This window comes from Effusibacillus consociatus, assembly GCF_042652925.1.
Lineage (GTDB): Bacteria > Bacillota > Bacilli > Tumebacillales > Effusibacillaceae > Effusibacillus > Effusibacillus consociatus.
Genome location: NZ_JBHSHC010000119.1, coordinates 97,469 through 113,980, shown reverse-complemented (window position 1 = coordinate 113,980; position 16,512 = coordinate 97,469). Strand labels below are relative to the sequence as shown.

General features: G+C 48.2%; 15 protein-coding genes and 1 pseudogene. 4 read left to right on the top strand and 12 right to left on the bottom strand.

The genetic code is table 11. From position 1 onward, the window contains the following. Positions 1 to 49 precede the first annotated feature (49 nt). Positions 50 to 217: a permease prefix domain 1-containing protein gene (locus ACFO8Q_RS17900; RefSeq protein ID WP_380027503.1), complete on the bottom strand. Its 168-nt coding sequence runs from the start codon at positions 215 to 217 to the stop codon at positions 50 to 52. A 119-nt stretch (positions 218 to 336) separates the two neighbouring features. Beyond that, positions 337 to 720, bottom strand: a complete 384-nt coding sequence (locus tag ACFO8Q_RS17895) for a hypothetical protein (protein WP_380027501.1) — start codon at positions 718 to 720, stop codon at positions 337 to 339. Positions 721 to 1,052: 332 nt separating this feature from the next. On the opposite strand from ACFO8Q_RS17895, the gene ACFO8Q_RS17890 reads away from it, so the two are divergent. Together ACFO8Q_RS17890 and ACFO8Q_RS17885 are read left to right on the top strand one after the other, a co-directional pair. Beyond that, positions 1,053 to 1,604 carry a recombinase family protein gene (locus ACFO8Q_RS17890; RefSeq protein WP_380027499.1) on the top strand — a complete coding sequence of 184 codons (552 nt, stop codon included), beginning with the start codon at positions 1,053 to 1,055 and terminating at the stop codon, positions 1,602 to 1,604. Between the two features lie 12 nt (positions 1,605 to 1,616). Beyond that, positions 1,617 to 4,572, top strand: a pseudogene (locus ACFO8Q_RS17885) (Tn3 family transposase). Positions 4,573 to 4,589: 17 nt separating this feature from the next. Here the strand turns inward: ACFO8Q_RS17885 and ACFO8Q_RS17880 are convergent. Both ACFO8Q_RS17880 and ACFO8Q_RS17875 read right to left on the bottom strand, forming a co-directional pair. Further along, entirely contained in the window at positions 4,590 to 4,976 is a 387-nt protein-coding gene (locus tag ACFO8Q_RS17880; protein ID WP_380027497.1) for a hypothetical protein, read from the bottom strand. Further along, positions 4,969 to 5,568 (bottom strand): RNA polymerase sigma factor, encoded by a 600-nt coding sequence (locus tag ACFO8Q_RS17875; protein WP_380027495.1) that lies wholly within the window; start codon positions 5,566 to 5,568, stop codon positions 4,969 to 4,971. Before ACFO8Q_RS17875 ends, ACFO8Q_RS17880 begins: the two co-directional genes overlap by 8 nt. A gap of 194 nt (positions 5,569 to 5,762) precedes the next feature. Between ACFO8Q_RS17875 and ACFO8Q_RS17870 the strand changes: the two genes are divergently transcribed. Then, a complete protein-coding gene (locus tag ACFO8Q_RS17870) occupies positions 5,763 to 6,026 on the top strand; it encodes a hypothetical protein (protein ID WP_380027493.1) in 264 nt (87 codons plus the stop codon). On the opposite strand, the gene lipB is transcribed toward ACFO8Q_RS17870, so the two are convergent. From lipB to ACFO8Q_RS17830, 8 genes are all read right to left on the bottom strand, one after another. Then, positions 6,023 to 6,706: a lipoyl(octanoyl) transferase LipB gene (gene lipB / locus ACFO8Q_RS17865; RefSeq protein WP_380027491.1), complete on the bottom strand. Its 684-nt coding sequence runs from the start codon at positions 6,704 to 6,706 to the stop codon at positions 6,023 to 6,025. The genes ACFO8Q_RS17870 and lipB overlap by 4 nt on opposite strands. Positions 6,707 to 6,827: 121 nt before the next feature. Then, positions 6,828 to 7,742: a lipoyl synthase gene (lipA, locus tag ACFO8Q_RS17860; RefSeq protein ID WP_380027489.1), complete on the bottom strand. Its 915-nt coding sequence runs from the start codon at positions 7,740 to 7,742 to the stop codon at positions 6,828 to 6,830. 93 nt (positions 7,743 to 7,835) lie between these two features. Further along, positions 7,836 to 9,188: a dihydrolipoamide acetyltransferase family protein gene (locus ACFO8Q_RS17855; RefSeq protein ID WP_380027486.1), complete on the bottom strand. Its 1,353-nt coding sequence runs from the start codon at positions 9,186 to 9,188 to the stop codon at positions 7,836 to 7,838. Between the two features lie 35 nt (positions 9,189 to 9,223). Further along, positions 9,224 to 10,207 carry an alpha-ketoacid dehydrogenase subunit beta gene (locus tag ACFO8Q_RS17850; protein WP_380027484.1) on the bottom strand — a complete coding sequence of 328 codons (984 nt, stop codon included), beginning with the start codon at positions 10,205 to 10,207 and terminating at the stop codon, positions 9,224 to 9,226. 13 nt (positions 10,208 to 10,220) lie between these two features. Then, entirely contained in the window at positions 10,221 to 11,228 is a 1,008-nt protein-coding gene (locus tag ACFO8Q_RS17845) for a thiamine pyrophosphate-dependent dehydrogenase E1 component subunit alpha (RefSeq protein WP_380027482.1), read from the bottom strand. Between the two features lie 39 nt (positions 11,229 to 11,267). After that, positions 11,268 to 12,689, bottom strand: a complete 1,422-nt coding sequence (lpdA, locus tag ACFO8Q_RS17840) for a dihydrolipoyl dehydrogenase (protein WP_380027480.1) — start codon at positions 12,687 to 12,689, stop codon at positions 11,268 to 11,270. 25 nt (positions 12,690 to 12,714) lie between these two features. Further along, the gene (locus tag ACFO8Q_RS17835) at positions 12,715 to 13,806 is read right to left on the bottom strand and encodes a Glu/Leu/Phe/Val family dehydrogenase (protein WP_380027478.1); all 1,092 of its coding nucleotides are present in this window, start codon (positions 13,804 to 13,806) and stop codon (positions 12,715 to 12,717) included. A 252-nt stretch (positions 13,807 to 14,058) separates the two neighbouring features. After that, positions 14,059 to 16,107, bottom strand: coding sequence for a sigma 54-interacting transcriptional regulator (locus ACFO8Q_RS17830; RefSeq protein ID WP_380027476.1), 2,049 nt, complete (start codon positions 16,105 to 16,107; stop codon positions 14,059 to 14,061). Between the two features lie 128 nt (positions 16,108 to 16,235). Between ACFO8Q_RS17830 and ACFO8Q_RS17825 the strand changes: the two genes are divergently transcribed. Then, positions 16,236 to 16,502 carry a DUF2627 family protein gene (locus ACFO8Q_RS17825; protein WP_380027474.1) on the top strand — a complete coding sequence of 89 codons (267 nt, stop codon included), beginning with the start codon at positions 16,236 to 16,238 and terminating at the stop codon, positions 16,500 to 16,502. Positions 16,503 to 16,512: the final 10 nt, after the last annotated feature.

The window sequence follows — 16,512 nt, the reverse complement described above, 5'->3', positions numbered from 1 at the left end:
GATTATCGGTCAGGGTGGGGGAAGTTTCAATGAGCGGTGTGGCGTATTTTTAGGTTACCGTATACAGTCGAACACTTTCTTCTTCTGACATACCCTGACGCTGAAATTCTTTTGCCGAATCAATCAGATGATTTTTCATTTCTGTTTTTAACTCGGTAATTTCCTTGGAATTCCCAAAGTTTTTGTAGCCCTTCAGAATCTCTTTGTTAATTTGCACCTTGCACCACCAACCTGTTAAGGAAAGGTTAATACATAATAATGCAAGGTATAATGTATTATTTTTAGGAAAGCCTATCGTGGATAGGCTTTCCTAATTACCCAGCAAACAGAGAAAGATTAACGGTAGTGATATCCTGTTCCGTCTGCTTTACCGTAATTACTGTTTTGTTCAAGTCGGATATAATACTGATTAGTGTTCGAAGGAAGCGAAACGTAACGTCCGTACACCGGATTACCAGAAGTAACCGTTACGGTGTCAATTGCCGAGTCAGGCCAATATTCAATCACTTTCATGACCTTTGCGTTCATTCCTGTACCAGACCCCGTGGATACAGATGCATCTTCATAAACATATCCCGGTCCGTAATAGTACGGACTTCCTTCAGCAGAGCTTTGATAGGTATAGAGATTAGCCGACGAAACAATAGCAGCCGATGCCACCCCAACAAGTGATGCCACCCCCAAAGCTGTACCGAGAGCGATTTTCCAAAACTTTTTCATACTACCCCACTCCTTTACAATTTTTTGGCGCGACAACTACTATATTCTATATAAACCTTATTTTACCTGTTAAATTATGTTAATTCACAAAAAGTTCACAAATAAATCCAATTAATCAATTTGTATAAAAATGGAAATAGGAGATGGCGAGATAACATGACATGGATTTTACCTTGTGTCCAGAAAGATACAACTTACTGAACATCCTAAATCGAGAAGGGAGATTAACGAAATCTCTCTTTTTTAATGTCCAAAAACAGTGTAAAGTTATGTATGTTCAGAATGATATTTTAATTTAAGTTACCTTACACGAAGTAGAAGGGCTGATAGAGATGAAAGTAGGTTATGCTCGTGTTTCCACTGTAGACCAAAACCTAGATCTCCAACTCGATGCGCTAAGAGCGCATGGATGCGAACAGATCTTCCAGGATAAAGTCAGTGGAGTCTCAGACAAACGGAAAGGACTGGATGAGGCTCTTCAATATTTACGTTCCGGCGACACGTTGGTTGTTTGGCGATTGGATCGGTTAGGTCGCACGATGCGTCACCTGATCCAAGTGGTTAACGATTTGAATGAACGAGGCATCAGCTTCCATAGCCTTCAGGAAGGTATTACGATGGATCGCTCCAACGCAACAGGACAATTGATGTTCCATTTGTTTGCTTCCTTTGCTGAGTTTGAGCGGAATCTGATTCGTGAACGAACTGAGGCAGGACGAGCGGCAGCTCGTGCCAGAGGGCGGTTAGGTGGCCGTCCAGAAAAGTTCGGCAAGAAGGAAGAAGAGATGATTAAAACTCTTTCGGCCAGTGGCACTCCCATCAAAGATATTGCGGAAATGATGGGCATTTCTCGTACCACTGTATATCGCTACTTACATAAATAGAGGGGGGTTGTTATGGCATCAATTGAGAGAACAGCATATCCCAGATTCAAACGAATCTTGAGCGAAAAAGAGTTGAACACGGTTTATTCACCGACAACTGAGGAAATGCAGTTTGTTCATACCATTGCGCGTGGCCCCATACACCTGTTAAATGCCATGATCCTACTTAAAACATCCCAACGGCTAGGCTACTTCCCTAAACTAGAAGAGGTTCCACCTATGGTGGTGGACCATATCCGAAGAAAGATGAACCTTCCATCTGATGTCTCTCCCGGATATGACAAACCCCGAACCCGGTATGAACACCAAGCTCACATTCGGACCTTCCGCAAAATCATTCCCTATGGGAAGGAAGCTCAACGAATCGTCCTAGAGGCAGTTCAAAAAGCAGCTGAAGTGATGGATCACCCAGCTGACCTGATCAACGTGGCGATTGCGAAATTGATTCATCAGTGTTATGAACTCCCGGCGTTTAGCACACTCGATCGGTTAGCTGGACATATTCGAACCATGGTGAATCAGCGATTCTTTCAACAGGTGACGAATCGGCTAACGATGCAAGAGATTAAACGGCTTGACGGGTTGTTAGAAAGAGGAATCGATCAACATTTTAGCGATTACAACCGGTTAAAACAGTTGCCAAAACAAGCGAGGCTTTCAGAAATAAAAGAACAGTTGGACCATCTTGTCTGGCTGTCTTCCTTCGGTGATGTTGGACGCTATTTAGAGGGAATTCCTCCGGCCAAAGTGAAACATTTTGCTGCTCAAGCCAACGTTTTAGACGCAAGGGAGCTAAAAGATTTCTCTCCTTCCAAGCGCTATACACTGCTGCTTTGATGATTTACCGTGTACAAGTAAATACACGTGACAATCTCGGGACATTGTTCATCAAGAGAATGGGGAGCCTGCACAATTCCGGAAAGGAGGAACTGGAACGAGTACGGGAAAAACATCGGGAGAAGACCGAAAACCTGGTTTCGGCTTTCACGGAGGTATTGCAAGTCTTGCAGGACGACCCCCAAGATGATCAAGCCGGCCGTTTGGTTAAAGAGGCTCTGGCTTCCCATGGGAGTATTCCTGCACTTCTTGATGACTGCGAAGCTGTGGCTTCCTACAACGGGAATAACTACTTCCCGCTGATTGTAAAGTTTTTCCGGAGCCATAGACCCGTATTGTTCCGGCTTCTTGACTCTCTCCAGATGGAGTCCACCAGCCAAGATCCAAGATTAATGAAGGCTTTAGATTTCGTCATGGAACACCGGCATCGCCGCGCCGATTGGCTTCCGGACGAGGTAGATCTCTCGTTTGCTTCTGAACTGTGGCAACGGACCATCCGGGTACGCAAGCACACAGGCTGGCAGGTCGCTCGTCGGCATCTGGAAGTGTGCGTGTTTTCATATTTGGCGGCAGAACTCAAGTCCGGAGATGTTTGTGTGAAGGGGTCGGATACTTATGCCGACTATCGGGAACAATTGTTGACCTGGGAAGAATATGGCCGATGCTGGCCGACTTTTGTAACGAAATGGACTTTGCCGACAATGCAGAAGAATTTGTGAATCAATTGAGAAATTTGATGATAGAAACGTGCCACTCAATTGACCAGGTCTATCCGGATTGTGAGCAGATCGTGGAGATCAACGAGGAAGGAGAACCGGTTTTAAAACGACCGAAACGTCAGGAACCCAGCCCTCCACTCAAGCACTTAGAAACCTTAATCCATCAGCGTATGCCGGAACGCAACATCATCGACATACTTTGTAACGTGGAGCATTGGATCAACTGGACTCGGCATTTTGGTCCGCTTTCCGGCTCCGATCCCAAACTGGAGCATCCCCAAGAACGATACATTCTTAACACCTTTGCTTACGGATGTAACCTGGGTCCCGCCCAGGCCGCACGCCATATGCGGGGATTAGCGACTCCGCGAACTCTCTCATTTGTAAATCAGCGCCATTTCACAGCAAAGAAACTAGACGAAGCTATCAAAGATATTATCAATCAATACTACCAGTTTGATCTTCCTAAGCTATGGGGAAGCGGAAAAACGGCCGCTGCCGACGGGACTCAATACGACATTTACGAGGAAAATCTGCTGGCCGAATACCACATTCGCTACGGTGGATATGGGGGAATTGCTTACCACCATGTCGCGGATAACTACATTGCCCTGTTCAGTCACTTTATACCTTGTGGTGTATGGGAAGCGGTATATATCATCGAAGGACTTTTAAGAAATAAGTCCGATATTCAGCCGGACACCGTACACGCAGATACTCAAGGGCAATCCACGCCGGTTTTCGCCCTAGCATATTTGCTCGGGATTAAATTAATGCCGCGGATACGAAACTTGAAAAAACTCGAGTTTTACCGGCCCACTAAAGATATCGTTTATAAGCACATTGACAGTTTATTCAGCGACACGATCAACTGGCAGTTGATAAAAACGCACTGGAAGGACCTGCTTAGAGTCGTACTCTCGATCAAGGCCGGCAAGATATCCTCCGCCGTTCTCCTTCGTAAATTGGGCACCTATAGCCGTAAGAATCGGTTATACCAAGCTTTCCGAGAACTTGGTCGGGTGGTCCGTACCATCTATCTACTACAGTACATTTCGGATATGGAACTGCGACAGCAAATCACAGCGACAACCAATAAAGCCGAAGCCTATAATGGGTTTGCGAAGTGGCTTTTCTTTGGCGGGGAAGGGACTATTTCTGACAATGATCCGAAGGAACAGGAAAAAGTGATCAAATATAACGATCTGGTTGCAAATGCCGTCATTTTTCAGAATGTCGTGGATCTTACCGCGATTCTACGTGAACTGTCCCGGCAAGGTTATGGAATAGACAGTAAGGATATTGCGGATTTAAGCCCTTATATGACCAGTCACATCAAGCGGTTTGGTGATTATGTAATTGATTTGAATACCGTTCCACAACCATTAGACTGTGAACTCATATTAACATAACCGTGGGGTTGGATTTATTATCCAGCCCTAACTGTATATTTTACACGTATCTCGGACGTACCCCAATCGGAGTTCATCGCAAAAATCTGCCGTTGTTGAACAACCTCGACATGGTTGGCTGTTTCTGAAGTATCAGACGAGCCAGCAAAGCTGTAGGTGATCCAACTGATCAAAGCAACCGCTCCCGTCGCAATTGCCCCCCATTTCCAACTCCGTTTGCTTTGATTCTCCGCTTCCACCGGGCCAGGGCGATCACTTGCCGCTGAAGAAATATCGGACAGCAATTGTTTCCGAAGCTTTGCGCGCAGCAGTTCGTTCGTTTGAATGGATTCTCGCAAAGAAGACAAATCTTGTACCAATTGCGGGGGAAGCATCTCGTTGCGGTCCCACAGTTCGTTATTCATCGCGTTCCCTCCTTTCAGCCTCTTCATAGATGCCTCGAAGTTTTCGAATCGCCCTGTACAAAAGAGTTTTCACCGCACCCTCGGTTTTATCGAGAACATCTGCAATCTCGCTGATCTTCAATTCGGCTATGTATTTCAGACTTACCACATCCCGATACTCATCGGGTAATTGTGCCAGCATTTCATGCAGTGTTCTTGTATTTTCCTGAATCATGACCTCTTCTTCCGTTTGCCAGCTGTCATCCGAGATTTCCGCGTGGAGTTCCTGATCGACGGTTAAAGAACGGCCTCTTTTTCGGAGATAGTCAACATAGGCATTTTGGGCCACCCGGAAAATCCAGGGGCCGAAATGTTCAGAAATCCCGTCTCGTTTACAAGCTTCATAGGCTTTCGTAAAAACCACCGCGGTGACATCGTCCGCGTCCCACAGGTTGCCGATCCGGTAGCGCAAATACCGGTTGACCTTATCAAAATACTGATCGTATAAAGACGTAAACAGTTCCGACGGATCCTGAGGGGTCTCCTTTGCGTTGCCCATTTCCTCTTTTTTTCGCGCGAATCCCCACCCGCGTTTTTTTCCTCCGGAGAACAACCGGATCCCTCCTCTCCACCTTCATCCTGTAATACGCCTGTCAGCGAAAATAGTCACACTAGATTCGAAAAAATTTTTGATCCACCCGGAAATCCTTACCCTAACGCACAAAAAGGGTGCTCGGCTGCACCCTTCTATGATATAGTGAAATTGGAAAATTGAATCACCAAAAATTGAGTCGTGAGGTGAAACAAATGAACGAAATCAAGACTATGTTGAGTACCATTCTGGAGAACCAAAAGATCACAAATGCAAAAATTGAGGCTCTAACCATGGATGTTCGCCAGTTACAGGGAGACGTCACAGTCCTCAAAGAAGATGGTTCCGTCCTCAAAGAGAATGTTGCGGAAATCAAAACGCTGTTAAATGAGGTGTCTCAATCCGCAGAATTTCTCGTCCACAAGACCGGCGAACATGAAAAAGAAATTTTCGTACTGAAGCGTAAGCAGAAGGCTTAAACATCACTTGAGTCCCATTCACATTTTACTTCAAACACTTCCTCAAACGCTTGGACCCACCCTTGTTTTACTTCACCCATGGCAATCTCTCGGTCTAGCAATTTCTTCATCGAAGTTACACCCTTATCCACGATTCCGCAAGGAATAATGTTGGCAAAGTGGCTCAGGTTCGGCTGTACATTTAAGGCAAATCCGTGTGACGTAATAAAACTTTTGCCATGCCTGTCCCGTGAAGCTTTCACGCCAATTGCGCAGATCTTCTCCGGTCCCACCCAAACCCCGGACAATCCCTCAATTCGACCACCCTCAATTCCATATCCACGTAAAAATCGGATCACCACTTCTTCAAGCATCCGTACATATTGGCGAACGTCATTGCCCCAACGGGTTAAAGGCAAAATCGGGTACCCGACCAGCTGACCGGGCCCATGATAGGTGACATCTCCACCGCGGTCCACTTCGTACTTCGAAATCCCTAATTCCTTTAACTGTGTCTCATCTACCAGTACATTGTGTTCGCCGCCGGCTCGTCCAATTGTGTAGACGGGCAGATGTTCCAACAAATAGATGCGGCTCGTTGATTTATCCGCCATGACTTCTTGAACCGCTTGTTTCTGCAGCTCGGAAGCAGGTCCGTATTCAATCCATCCCAGATCAATCACCTTACAAGTGGTGAACATGCAAACCCCTCCAAACATACACCCACGAAAGTGACGCAAAGCGCTGAAGCATAATCCGAGTACTTTCGTGGGGACCCGAAAATATCATCAAAGAACCCCCCGCATCCGCGAGGGGGGCTCCTTATCTCACATTTGCTTCCGCGTGCTGAACCTGTTCATGCGCGTGATAGGAACTTCGAACCAAAGGACCGGATTCAACATGCTTGAATCCTCTTTTCATTCCTTCTTCTTTCAGAGAAGAAAACTCTTCCGGAGTCCAGAATCTCACCACGTCAAGATGCTTTTTCGTCGGTTGGAGATACTGCCCGATCGTCATGATGTCGCAATCGACGGAACGCAAATCATCCATCGCTTCCAGGACCTCTTCGTACGTTTCCCCAACCCCAAGCATAATGCTGGACTTGGTGGGGATATCCGGTTGGAATTCTTTCGCTCTCCGCAAGAGTTCCAGCGAACGATCATATTTCGCTTTCGCACGCACTTTATCCGACAAACGGCGAACCGTTTCAATATTGTGGTTCAGAATATCCGGCCGCTCATCCGTTACAACCTTTAATGCATCCCAATTTCCTTGGAAGTCGGGAATCAATACTTCCACGGAGCACATGGGTCGTTTTTCACGGATGGCACGAATGGTTGCGGCAAAGATCGCCGCTCCGCCATCATTCAAATCGTCCCGTGCCACTGAGGTAACAACCACATGCTGCAATCCCATTACTTCAACAGATTCAGCAACACGGGCGGGTTCCTCCCAATCCAACTCAGTCGGCATTCCGGTAGTAACGGCGCAGAAACGGCAGGCCCGTGTACAGATCGAGCCTAAAATCATAAATGTGGCTGTCCGGTTCGCCCAACATTCAAATATGTTCGGGCAGCGCGCTTCTTCACATACGGTATGCAATCTGTTACCCCGCATCAGTTCTTTCAGCTCAGTAAAATTCTGGTTTGTATTGAGCCGAATCTTCAACCATTCGGGTCTACGGAGCGGTTTCTCTTGTTCTGGTTCCGGGTTATTCAAAATATTGAGTTCTTCCACTCTCTACACCTCCACAGTGCAATCGACGGCTTGCCGTCGAGATGCGGTTTGCACCCCTTCGAATCGAAGCGCGTTTCCGGCAGCTTCGACCATTTAATATAAACTTACGTTGCTCCCATCAAACGATTCCAAGCGTCGCTTCACTGCCGCCAAAAACTTGCCGCAGACAAGCCCGTCAAGGACACGGTGATCGAGAGACAAACATAGGTTCATCATCGAGCGAATCGCTATCGCCTCGTTATCAAGCACAACCGGGCGCTTCACGATTGATTCCATTGAAAGAATGGCCGCTTGGGGTGAATTGATGATCGGCTGAGACAGAACCGAACCAAACGCTCCGGTGTTATTGACCGTAAACGTTCCGCCTGAAATATCGTCAGGAGTAAGCTTTCCGGCACGTGCCTTCTTCGCCAGATCGTGAATTGCGTGACCAAGCCCCGTTATCGACAAACGGTCAGCATCTTTGATTACAGGAACAAACAACGCATCGTCAGTCGCTACTGCAATTGAAATATGAATCCGTTTCTTAATAATAATCTTATCTCCCGCCCATGTCGAGTTCAAGATCGGGAATTCTTTCAGTGTTTCCACGACCGCCTTGATAAAGAACGGCAGGAACGTCAAAGAAATTCCTTCTTTTTGCTTAAATGAATCTTTTGCAGATTCCCGAAATTTCACTAAATGGGTAACATCCGCTTCGACCATGGTCCATGCGTGTGGAGCTGTATGCTTGCTTTCCACCATACGCCTCGCAATGGTTTGACGAATTGGAGTGACGTCGATTGCGGTGTCCCCGTTTTCTAAAGTCTGTGCATTTGCCGTCAGCTTCACCGGAGGAGCGGCAGCCTTTTCAGCGGCAACCTGAACCGGCACAGGTCCTGTACCGGGCATAGTCGGTGCAGCAACGGAGGACAGATCCTCTTCTGTCTTGGTTAGCCGTTTGCCCGCACCTCCTTGTTCAATGAAAGCAAGCACATCCTTGCGGGTGATACGACCGCCTGCCCCTGTACCGGTAAGCAAGGCCGGATCCAGATCATGTTCTTGAATCAAATGCAGGACCGCCGGAGAAAATCTTCCTCGCGCTTCATCGGCAGGTTTCCGCTTCTCCTGTTGGGCGTTCACTACTCCCGCATCCGCCTTCACTGCCGCCTCAACAGGTGCTTGTGGTGTATCATTTGCCGCCTTCGCAGCCTCACCCGTCGTTCCGGCATCCGCCTCGTCAATGACAGCGATAACGGTCCCGACGGGCACAGTTTGCCCTTCTCCAACGAGAATGGTGGTTAATACCCCTTCAAAGTCGGAGGGAACTTCTGCATTTACCTTGTCTGTGATGACTTCACACAACGGGTCATATTTATTGATCCGATCGCCAGGCTGTTTGAGCCATTTTCCGATCGTACCTTCCGTGACAGATTCTCCAAGCTGCGGCATTTTGATCTCCGCCATCCCGCTACCTCCTTAAACGCGACTTTTATCCCGAATTAAAATTGAGCCAATTTTCGCATTGCATCCGCAATCTTAGACGGTGTCAAAAGGTAGAACTTCTCAAGCGGCGGACTGTATGGCATTGCCGGAATCTCCGGGCCGCAAAGGCGCATAACCGGTGCATCCAGATCAAACAGGGCCTCTTCCGAAATAATGGCAGATACTTCAGCCCCAATGCCGCCAAACTTGTTATCTTCGTGCACAATGAGGACCTTGCCCGTTTTTCTTGCCGCTTGCAGAATCGTTTCCACATCCAGCGGTTTCAATGTTACAAGGTCGACCACATGAACGGAAATCCCCTCTTGTGCCAATGCTTCTGCCGCTTCCAGACAGAAGTGAACCATTAAGCCGTATGTCAACACTGTGATATCGGTTCCTTCACGCTTCACATTTGCCTTTCCGATTGGCAATACGTAGTCTTCTTCCGGTACTTCTCCCTTGATCAACCGATAGCAGCGTTTATGTTCAAAGAAAAGGACTGGGTCCTCATCCCGGATTGCCGCTTTCAGCAGCCCCTTTGCTTCATAAGGAGTGGATGGGGTAACTATCTTCAAGCCCGGCACATGATGAAAAAGTGCCTCGACACTCTGAGAATGATAGAGTGCTCCATGGACCCCTCCGCCATACGGTGCACGGATAGTGAGTGGACAAGTCCAATCTCCGTTGGAACGGTAGCGAATTCGGGCAGCCTCGGAAACGATCTGATTGTAAGCCGGCATGATAAAGTCAGCAAATTGAATTTCCGCAATCGGACGCATGCCAACCATGGCAGCCCCGACCGCAACACCAACAATTGCCGATTCCGCGAGGGGAGTATCCATGACGCGGGATTCGCCGAACTTCTCAATTAAGCCCGAGGTAGCCCTGAACACCCCGCCGCGAACACCCACGTCTTCGCCGAGTACGAATACTCTGGGGTCATTTCCCATTTCTTCCGCCATTGCGTCTGTGATTGCTTCAATATAAGTTTTGATCGCCATCTCCCGCTCCCCCTTACTCCGCGTATACATGGAGCAACGCGCTGTCCGGCTCCGGATACGGAGCTTTCTCCGCCGCTTCTGTTGCTTCATTCACTTCTTTCATGACACGCTCTTCGTACTGGTTAACCAGTTCCTCTGTCAGAACCCCTTGCTGCAAAAGGTAGTCCTTAAACGTGAGGATCGGATCTTTTCTCTTCGCTTCTTCCACTTCCTCACGAGAACGGTAGCTCCGGTCATCATCGTCAGAAGAATGTGGAACCAGGCGATAGGTTTTAGCTTCAATCAACGTTGGTCCTTCCCCTTGGATCGCACGTTCACGCGCTTCCTTAAAGACACGATACACTTCCAACACATCGTTTCCGTCTACAATCACGCCGGGAAAACCATAGCCAATTGCGCGATCGGCTACGTTCTCACAACCGAGCTGCTTACTGCTGGGAACTGAGATTGCGTATTTATTGTTTTCCACATAGAAAATCACTGGCAGCTTGTGTACACCCGCAAAGTTGCACGCCTCATGGAAATCTCCCTGGTTGGTAGAACCTTCCCCCAGTGACGTAAATGCGACAGTTTGTTCTCCACGCATTTTGGCTGCGAGGGCAATCCCAACTGCATGTGGAACTTGTGTTGCAACGGGAGAGGAACCAGTTACTACACGGTATTTTTTGCCCCCGAAATGCCCCGGCATTTGGCGTCCGCCGGAATTCGGGTCCTCAGCCTTTGCAAAAGCGGACATCATCGTATCCCGTGCAGTTTGACCAAACACGAGGACGATCCCGAAATCGCGGTAGTAAGGGCATACATAATCATTCTGCCGGTCAAGCGCATAAGCGGCACCAACTTGAGCAGCTTCCTGTCCTTGACAAGAAATCACGAATGGAATCTTACCCGCACGGTTTAACAACCATTGCCGTTCGTCCAGCCGACGGGCCAACAGCATGTAATAATACATTTCCAGCAGCTGCTCTTTTGAAAGACCCAACTCTTCGTGCTTACTCATTTTAACTCCGTGCTTACTCATTCTAACTCCTCCCCGTTCGGAAGATTTAATTCTATATTTTTAGTAGTGGATTGCTTTTCCATCCACAGCCAATGCGGCCTCCCCTATCGCCTCGGAGAGCGTCGGATGAGGGTGAATTGACACTCCAACCTCCCAAGCGGTTGCATCCAGCAGCATCGCAAGTCCCGCTTCCGAAATCATATCTGTTACATGTGGGCCTATCATATGTACACCCAGCAAATCGTTCGTCTTTGCATCGGAAATTATCTTGACAAAGCCGTCGACCTCGCCGTTGACCAACGCTTTTCCAATCGCACGGAAAGGGAAATTCCCCACTTTTACTTCGTGACCTCGTTCCCGTGCTTGTTTCTCGGTAATTCCTACGCTTGCCACTTCAGGACGAGAATAGGTACACCTTGGTACGTGATCATAATTGATCGGATGGGGATCGAGTCCAGCAATCTTCTCTACCGCGACAATTCCTTCATGAGCGGCCACATGTGCCAATTGCAGGCCGCCAATTGCATCCCCGATTGCAAATATATTGGACTCTGCAGTTTGCATGAACGAATTTACTTTAATAAATCCGCGCTCCACTTGAACTTCCGTAGCTTCGAGCCCAATGTTGTCAGTAGCCGCCTCGCGTCCCACCGCAACAAGGATTTTCTCCGCACGCAGAGTTTCCGTTTTATCGCCTTGCTGAACTTGAACGGTCACTTCATTGCCTTCGATTTGAACCGTCTCCGGCAAAACTTTCGCATTTGTCAGGATGTTCATCTTGCGTTTCTTGAAGTTGCGAGCCAGCTCTTTTGCGATTTCTTCGTCTTCAAGCGGCAAAATATGGGGCATATATTCCACGAGTGTCACTTCACAACCGAAATCGTTCATCATGGACGCCCATTCCACGCCAATAGCGCCGGCTCCAATAATAATCATCGAACGGGGAACGTCCGTTAATTCCAAAGCGTGATCCGAATTGATAATTTTATCTCCGTCAAATGCAAGCCCTGGGAGCGCTTTGGGACGGGAACCGGTTGCAATGATTACATTGTTCGGAGCCAGAATCTCAGACTCCCCATCCGGCCTTTCAATCCGAACCGCACCGGCACGCGGTGAGAAAATGGAAGGTCCCATGACCCGGCCAAAACCTTCGATCACCGGCACATTGTTCTTTTTCAGGAGATGCTGAACCCCTTTGTGCAGCTGAGCCACAATTTTGTCTTTTCGCTCCATCACTTTTGCAAAATTCAGTGTGGCGTCGCCTACAGAAACACCGAACTCATCCAGCTTCCTTGCCGCGTGCAGCATTTCCGCACTTTTCAGCATCGCTTTGGAAGGCATGCAGCCTTTATGCAGGCAGGTTCCTCCAACCTTCTCCTTCTCGACGACCGCCACCTTCAGTCCTAATTGAGCGGCGCGAATGGCGGCTACATAGCCGCCGGTTCCGCCACCCAGAATCAGAAGATCATATTGTTCCGCCATAAGTTCCTCCCGCTCGAAATCAAAATTACTTGCTGTGAAGGCTCCGTTCGTTCAGCAGAAAATTGCTCCTTGTACGGCGCAGAGTGTCAATCCGCTGTTCAGCGAGACGATCTGCAGCCTTGTATGTCGGAATTCCTTCCGCCTTTGCAATCTCATAAACATTCAGCAGGATATTGTAAATGTTCTCGACTTTCTTGCGAGCCCGCTCTGCATTGTATCCTTCCAATTCATCGGCCACGTTGATTACGCCGCCCGCATTGATTACATAATCCGGGGCGTACAAGATGCCAAGTTCCTGCAATTTGTCTCCATGTCTATCTTCTTTCAGCTGATTGTTCGCAGATCCTGCCACCACTTTGCATTTCAATTGCGGAATCGTCTCATCATTGATCACGGCACCCAACGCGCAAGGTGCAAAAATATCGCATTCCACTCCAAAAATGTCGGTTGGAGCTACCACTTGCGCACCAAACTCATTTTTCACCCGGTTTAAATTCTCTTCGTTGATATCGGTGACAATCAATTTAGCGCCCGCCTCGTGCAGATGCTTGCAGAGATAATACCCGACGTTCCCGACACCCTGCACCGCAACGGTCTTTCCTTCAAGCGAATCCGAGCCAAATGCTTCCTTCGCTGTTGCCTCTATCCCGCGGAACACGCCAAGTGCAGTCATGGGCGAGGGATTCCCCGACGATCCGAATGTTTCCGACACACCGGTGACAAACTTCGTCTCCTGGTGAATGATGTCCATATCATGCACCGTTGTTCCCACGTCTTCTGCAGTAAAGTATCGTCCGTTTAAACTCTGCACATAACGTCCCAATGCACGAAAAAGGGCTTCGCTCTTATCCGTCCTCGGGTTGCCAATGATGACAGTCTTGCCGCCCCCGAGGTTTAATCCGGCTGCCGCGTTTTTATAGGTCATTCCGCGGGCCAGACGCAATGCATCTTCAATCGCGTCTTCTTCAGTTGCATATGTCCACATCCGGCATCCGCCAAGCGCCGGTCCCAACGTTGTGTCATGAATCGCAATGATCGCTTTCAGACCTGAAGCTTCGTCTTGGCAAAACACCAGCTGTTCGTAATCGTATTTCTGCATGTACTCGAAGATTTTCATTAACGGGTCCCCCTTAAAGAAATTTCGAGGAATTATGATCAGGTAATAATATCAAGTGTTGATAGCTACACCTTATCATATTCCTTTATGTGAGAAAAGAGGCAAAGCGAATTGGAATACTCTACAGATACATCTTATGCAAGGTTTATGCCAACACTCTTTGAAAGCAATTTCAGCCACAAAATCCACTGAAATCGGGTAGATTGTGAACTTTTGTTCACAATTCATGAAATAAATTTCGTGAACAAATTTTCATATTCCGTATTTCTCAAGCTTGTTATAGAGATGACGGACTGAAACTCCAAGTATTTGAGCTGCTCTTGTCTTATTTCCCGAACTCGCTTCCAACACCCGCAAAATGTGATTCCGTTCCACTTCGGATACAACGTCCTCCAAGGTTTTCAGGAGCTGGCCGGCTTCCGGGTTCCCCTTTTTCATTTCCTGTGTGCGGTTTTGCTGGAGTTCCGGCAAATGCTGTTCTTCGATAACCGTTTCAGTGAACCGCATATTGATAATCGCCCGTCCCATTACGTTTTCAAGTTCGCGAACATTACCGGGCCAATCGTAGCCCATCATTTTTGCCACTACACCGTCCGAAATCCGTTCTACATTTCGTCCGTACTCTTGGTTAAACTTACGGATCAACTTGTGGAATAGAGGCAATAAGTCGGTTTTTCTCGCTCGCAGAGGAGGGATTACGATCGGCAGGACATTGAGCCGATAGTAGAGATCTTCACGGAACCGGCCGCTTCGGATCGCCTGTTCCAAATTGACATGGGTGGCGGCGATTACCCGTACATCGACAGGAATCGGTTTGGATGATCCAACACGCAAAATTTCTTTTTCCTGCAGGACCCGTAATATTTTCGCCTGTGTGCTGACCGACAGTTCTCCGATCTCATCCAGAAAAATGGTTCCGCCGGAGGCCTCTTCAAACAACCCTTTCTTTCCCCCTCGCATCGCTCCGGTAAAAGCACCTTCCACATACCCGAACAGCTCGCTTTCGAGCAGGGACTCTGAGATCGCTGCGCAGTTGACCCGAACAAACTGGTTATAGCGCCGAACGGACGCACTGTGAATCGCATGCGCAAACAATTCTTTTCCCGTACCGGACTCCCCTCTTAGCAGCACGGTGGCTGGTGTTTGTGCGGCAATTTTGGCCTGTTCAATCGCCATCTGCATTTCGCCGGAAGTGCCGATAATATCGTCAAACGTATACTTGGCTTCCAATTTCCGAATCAACTTCTTCGCTTCATCCAGCTCTTCCGACAGCCTTTTGATCTCCGAGATATCCCGTATCACCCCCACACTGCCTTTCAACTCCCCTTCCACAAAAAGCGGCGCCACATTCACCAACACTTCTTTTCTGTTCGGACCGACCTTCATCTGAGCTCCTTTTACGGGCTGTCCGGTCTGAAGCACACGCATGTGCATACTCTCGCCTTCCGCTATGTCCACCGTAGCAGGCTTACCGAGCACATCTTTTTCAGTAAGTCCCGTGAGACGCGTGTACGCGGGGTTGATCAAGATTCCGTACCCTTTTTCATCAACCACGGAAATTGCGTCCTGCGTGGAATGAATGATTGCACTGAGCATGGATCGGATTTCCTTTAAGTTGGAAACCTCTTCGACGAGATCCTGTATTTCGGTGACATCCCGAAAAACCGCGACTGCACCTAAAATTTTCCCGTTCCCATCCGTTACCGGAACCCGGTTGGTAATGATCCTGGTATCTTCCAGCCACTGCAGTTGATTCAGCTCCGCCTGTCCTGATCTTAGAACCAGGTGGAGACGTGTGTTAGGAATAATCTCTTTGGCCGGATAGCCGATTGCATTCTGGGAACGAATGCCGGTTATTCGCTCCGCCGCTGCATTAAACAATCGAATGATCCCGTTTTGATCGATCGCAATCATGCCGTCATGGGTGGAGTTCAAAATCACCGCCAACTCATGACGCTGTTCCGTCAGCCGCTGGATCAATTCTTCTTTATCCTCGATCAACTCCATAATCAGCTGTGCAATATCGCCCGGGATCAGGATTGTTTCTTCCGACTTTTGTTCGGATAGTTTTTGATATGCTTCTTCTGAGCCGGTTGCTTCAATCACAAGGTGTACGTCTTCCGTCAGAAAAGATTCAAAATCTTGGGCTGTCGGGATTCCCAGCCGCTTGGCCAATTGAATGCCCGGAGCCTGATCATCCACATCCACTACCCCGATCACCTGGATCTTCTCTCTTTCTGTAAATGCCTGCAGAATAGACGAGCCGCCTTTTCCGGCTCCGATCAGCAATACTTGCTTCATTCATCTCACCCGGTCTTATCTCTGAAGTTTTTTGCAGGAAATAATCTTCACACTCCATTCTACCACTTTGTCTTGTGCAAGCCTATTCAATCATGTATATTGAAGGCGTTAGAAAGGATGAGGTTCCCATGGCTCGCTTACTTTCATGGATCATATTGATTTCCATTTTTCTTCTGGCAGGGTACGGGCTCAACATGATACGAGTCGCCGTCATGGAAAATATCGCAGATCCATCGTCAGTGATCTGGTGGCGTATACTGATCGGAAGCATTCTCATGGCAGGCGGACTCTTTTTTCTCGGCGGATTTATTTATTATCGCGACAAGAAGCGCGGCCTGATCCGAAAGCCCGCTTGGAAAATCCGGCAGGAGCAGGAGAAGAACAACCGGCAATAGGCGCGTCTTT

What these genes read in the sequence shown, in the direction of transcription:
- lipB (WP_380027491.1), bottom strand. Translation starts at nt 6,706, where the DNA reads ATGTTCACCACTTGTAAGGTGATTGATCTGGGATGGATTGAATACGGA.
- ACFO8Q_RS17835 (WP_380027478.1), bottom strand. Translation starts at nt 13,806, where the DNA reads ATGAAAATCTTCGAGTACATGCAGAAATACGATTACGAACAGCTGGTG.
- ACFO8Q_RS17880 (WP_380027497.1), bottom strand. Translation starts at nt 4,976, where the DNA reads ATGAATAACGAACTGTGGGACCGCAACGAGATGCTTCCCCCGCAATTG.
- ACFO8Q_RS17870 (WP_380027493.1), top strand. Translation starts at nt 5,763, where the DNA reads ATGAACGAAATCAAGACTATGTTGAGTACCATTCTGGAGAACCAAAAG.
- ACFO8Q_RS17825 (WP_380027474.1), top strand. Translation starts at nt 16,236, where the DNA reads ATGGCTCGCTTACTTTCATGGATCATATTGATTTCCATTTTTCTTCTG.
- ACFO8Q_RS17895 (WP_380027501.1), bottom strand. Translation starts at nt 720, where the DNA reads ATGAAAAAGTTTTGGAAAATCGCTCTCGGTACAGCTTTGGGGGTGGCA.
- ACFO8Q_RS17855 (WP_380027486.1), bottom strand. Translation starts at nt 9,188, where the DNA reads ATGGCGGAGATCAAAATGCCGCAGCTTGGAGAATCTGTCACGGAAGGT.
- lpdA (WP_380027480.1), bottom strand. Translation starts at nt 12,689, where the DNA reads ATGGCGGAACAATATGATCTTCTGATTCTGGGTGGCGGAACCGGCGGC.
- ACFO8Q_RS17830 (WP_380027476.1), bottom strand. Translation starts at nt 16,107, where the DNA reads ATGAAGCAAGTATTGCTGATCGGAGCCGGAAAAGGCGGCTCGTCTATT.
- ACFO8Q_RS17845 (WP_380027482.1), bottom strand. Translation starts at nt 11,228, where the DNA reads ATGAGTAAGCACGGAGTTAAAATGAGTAAGCACGAAGAGTTGGGTCTT.
- ACFO8Q_RS17850 (WP_380027484.1), bottom strand. Translation starts at nt 10,207, where the DNA reads ATGGCGATCAAAACTTATATTGAAGCAATCACAGACGCAATGGCGGAA.
- ACFO8Q_RS17890 (WP_380027499.1), top strand. Translation starts at nt 1,053, where the DNA reads ATGAAAGTAGGTTATGCTCGTGTTTCCACTGTAGACCAAAACCTAGAT.